This window comes from Thermofilaceae archaeon, assembly GCA_038731975.1.
Lineage (GTDB): Archaea > Thermoproteota > Thermoprotei > Thermofilales > Thermofilaceae > JANXEW01.
Map to the genome: position 1 here is coordinate 1 of JAVYQJ010000059.1, position 4,052 is coordinate 4,052.

Genomic DNA, 4,052 nt, shown 5'->3' on the forward strand with positions numbered 1-4,052 from the left:
TTTTTAGTAGAAAATGCCGGGAAGGCTTATGAGTAGAGTTTCCTCGCCGCAGCGGTTGAGGCGTACGTGCGGCTTGATGGTGCTAGCCATCACTGCCTTAGCCTTAGCGTCGGTTAGGACGGTCCTTGTGGGTGGGGAGGTGGCTGGCTGGGACCACTCCTTCCACTTCACTAACGCGTACCTCACCTACTTCTTCTTCATGGCGGATGGGCACCCTATCGGCTACGACCCTTGGCACATGTACGGGTGGCCTCCAAACCTCTACTATAACCCGGGGACAACGCTGTTCGTAGCGTTCACCCACAGTATCCTCTCGCCCCTGCTCGACATGAAGTCAACGTACAGCCTCTGCGTCGCGCTCAGCTACGCGCTGATGGCCCCCGCCGCTGCAGCCCTCGCGCACGCGCTAACCGGATCCCCCCTCGCCGCCGCTACGGCCGCCTTAGTTGCGGTCACCGTCTTCGATGAGGAGAACTCTTGGACGGATGCCGGCTGGCGCCAAGTGTACTACATCGGGATGTGGCCCCAGCGGTGGGGGATTGTGACCGGGTTGGCATCGATCGCCCTCCTAGTGTACGCTGCTAGAAGGCGCGGCTTCGAGGCTCTCCCGCTGCTAGCAGCCTCCTCCCTGCTCATGGCGTGGTCCACCCTCGCCCACGTGATGATGGGCGTTGCCACAGCCGTTTCTGCCGCGGTTTTTACCCTCTTTGAAGCTTTTAGGGCGATCTCCCGGCGCTCTTACAGGGATGGTGGAAGGGTCATTGCGCTCAGCGCTTTGTGGCTGCTCTGGTCTCTAGCTCTACTTGCCTTCTGGCTCGTCCCCCTGCTTGAGACGAACGAGAGGTACCACGGGCTTCGAACGCTCACCTGGGAGGTTGGGCCGGGGATCGTGTTCACGATTCTAGCCTCCTACCCCGCCTACCTCAACGTGCTGGCCCTCATAGGCCCACTGCTGATCACCGTTAAACGGAGAAGGCCCATTCCTTGGATCCTCTATGCAGCTTGGGTTGCTCTGACCGCCGCGGCCGTCGCGTCCGCCGGCGGAGCTTTACCGCGCGAAGCCATGGGTACATTCACCCTCCTCTCGCTCTGCTCAGCCCTACCCCTGTACTCCCAGTCTGGCGGCGAGGGGAGCCTCATCATGCTGCCCACGCTAGCTTTGCTGCTACTCTGGCTAGCTACGGGACCGAGGACTTACGTGATCCTGCTACCCGGTGCGAGGTTGAGCTTTGAGAACCTCCCCGTCATTGAGTGGTTTGGGTACGGCAAGTTCGCGGGGTATGCCCGCTACATCCTGTTGATCAGCTTCTCAGCCACGGCTGCCGCGTTCATCTCGAAGGCTGCGGAGTGGGTCCATCGTAACCCCACTCAGGATCGCTGGGTTGCAGCCCTAGCTGTGGCTTCGCTGGCGGTTGCCGGGCTTTACCTGCCGGCTCTCTCTGGAATGCTCAGGAACACCGACTTGATCACCCACTCAAAGAAGTTCAGGTTCATCGAGGAGTTCCCCTTGTACAGCAACGTGAGCGACTTCATCTCCGCCCTATCAATCCTGGGGTTGAGCAGTAACACGTACCTGCTCGTGCAGGACCTCAGCGACAACTTCGCTGATTGGGTCATCTTCTGCCACAACCACTTCGTCTACGAGTTCCCCCTCTACCTAGGCGTCCCCATTGTAGGAGGCATCGTCTGGACCCGCTACGTGACGCAGCCCATCTCAACGACGGAGTACTCGAGGCTCTTCACGGTCGATATCGGCTACTGGGCGCAGAACGTGGAGACGTTCCACCGGATGCTCAGTGAGCTTGGGATCTCCTACGTTGCGACCTTCGACTGGAGGCTCAAGGAAGCGCTCAGGTCCAGCCCCCTCTTCGAGGAAGTGGTATCCGTGCCACCCTACACGCTCTTCAGGACGAGGAGCTTCCACCCGATAATCACGGTGGAGGGGGCTGAGGTGAGGGATGTCGTCATTCGACCCAACCTCATCCGCTTCACGCTCAAAGCCCACCCGCTCCAGGAGTACGAGGTTCGCGTTAGGCTGATCCGGTTCCCCGGGCTCACCGTCACTACCTACCCGGAGGCCGTCTCGATCGCCATCTCCAGCTACAACCCATGGGTGGCCGACGAGGTTTCGAGAGCTTGGGGCTACAGGGTTGAATCGAGAATTCCCTTCATCAAGCTCACCTTAGTACCGCTCGCGGACGAAACGGTCGTGGAGATCCGCTACAGGCCTGGCAGCTGGGGCGACAGCGTCTCGCTGGTAGCCGTTCTAGCTGCATCTGTCGCTCTGCTACAGCCCATCCTAGCCCACTTGCACGCTTTCGCTCGCTTCAAGCTGGCCTGGCGACAGCAGCGTTCACCGTTTTGAACATCCCCGTTCAAGGCGCTGGCTACATTAACCGAGCGCGCGTCAACCTCACGGTGGGAATTGTGGGTAAAACGCTTGAGCTGGGCTGGGGAGGGCTTACAGCCATCCTCGCTCTGCTAGCGGCGGTAGCGATCGTGAGCGTAGCGTTCGCCTGCTACAGCCCCTCGGACGCCTACGCGATTGAAGTCGTCTTGAACAAGCCTGGCGTCAGCTACGACCTCAGCGCGCTCACAGGCGTCACAAGTGTCGAGTACGCCGGGGTGGTCGGTTACGCCTACCGGAGCCGCTACGACCCGCGGCTGATCGTGCTGTTGTCGGAGCAGGAGGTCTTCGGCGGCCGCCACCTTGCGGTGAGAGTGCAGGTCCCGCTCACGTTCGCGGTCCGGACGATCTACAGGTGCGCTCTACCACCCCTGCCCCAGTGCTACAGCGGGCAGCTGAGGGAGAACGTCTCCATCAGCCTGCAGCCGGGGACGGGTGAGGTGACCATAGATCTCGGCACCCTATCCTTCCGCTCCGCCAGCTTCGTCAGGTTCAAGCCCGATCTGGCGGCCGTGGGTCACGCAAACCTGACTGTGAGCGGGCTGCTGGTTCTGGAACCCTTCCCCGAGCTTCGAGGAACTGGGGGCGAATACCGCATCCCCATGCCCTGCCTGCTCAGCGTGAACGAACCCTGCTACAGGATCATGATGCTGATACCCGGCTACGACGCGCCCATTCGGATCGAGGAGGGGGTGTACGGCGTCAAGCTGACGCTGTCATGGCAGTCCAGCTCGAGAGCCGAGCTAATCCTAAGGCGGCTCGAGGTCTACTGCGAGTGGGAGGTGCTGCCCCAACCCCTCGAGAAGCCCGGTTGGTCGCTCGAGGAGGGGGTGTTGACTAGGAGGGTAGGCTCATCGTCAATCTCCGTCGACCTCAGGGAGCGGATATGCGAGATCGTCGTTCCCGGCGAGGCTGAGCTGCCGAGGGATGCAGAGTTAGAGCTCGCGGGACTCCTGGAGAGCATCGGGTTGAAGGGGTTCACGCCAAGCTTCACACGCACCGTGGAAACCTCGACGGAACCCGCCTTCGAGATCGATGAAGCCCAGGTGAGGAGCGCTCTGAAGGCTGAGCTGGAGTGGCTGATCGGGGAGGGCGTGGTGAAGGGTTTGGAGGCCAGCGATGCCGCATCGATCGCCGCGACGGCCGCGCTCGGCAACGCAGGCTTCAACGGTAGGCTCGTCTGGTACAACGGGAGCTGGACTCCATACAACCGGGTCCCCGGCGCTAGCATGCTCAGGTGCGCTCCTGCGCCTGCGGAGAAGGTTTTCACAGCCGGCAGCCCAGAGTACCAGCAGCTAGAGACAGCGCAAAGGAGGGGGCGCGCGTCAACGCTCCCACCTTTACTTGTGGCAGGCGTGGTAGCGCTAGCCGCAGCGGCGGCGTCCTACGTACTGGTTAAAAGGGTCCTCAGGCTGTAAGAGCGGTGCTCAACTTTGAGGAGGACTCCCGTCGAGGTCAGCGGAACCCTCGCGCGCGTCTACTTCGCGCTACTGAAGAGTGGGAGACCGCTGGGCGTTAGAGAGGTGCAGAGGCTCGCGGGCTTGAGTAACCCGAGCTCCGCGAAGCACTACCTCGACAGGCTCGTGGAGATGGGGTTGGCTGAGAGGATGCAGGAGGGGTACGTGGCGAGGGTGAGCAACGACTC

General features: G+C 61.6%; 3 protein-coding genes. All 3 read left to right on the forward strand.

Going from position 1 to position 4,052, the window contains the following annotated elements; all coding sequences use genetic code 11:
- Nucleotides 1-55: 55 nt before the first annotated feature.
- Nucleotides 56-2,365, forward strand: a complete 2,310-nt coding sequence (locus tag QXF46_09285) for a hypothetical protein (GenBank protein ID MEM0227053.1) — start codon at nt 56-58, stop codon at nt 2,363-2,365.
- Nucleotides 2,366-2,427: 62 nt separating this feature from the next.
- Nucleotides 2,428-3,825, forward strand: coding sequence for a hypothetical protein (locus tag QXF46_09290; protein ID MEM0227054.1), 1,398 nt, complete (start codon nt 2,428-2,430; stop codon nt 3,823-3,825).
- A 15-nt stretch (nt 3,826-3,840) separates the two neighbouring features.
- The coding region (locus tag QXF46_09295) for a hypothetical protein (protein MEM0227055.1) at nt 3,841-4,052 on the forward strand (212 nt) is incomplete at its 3' end.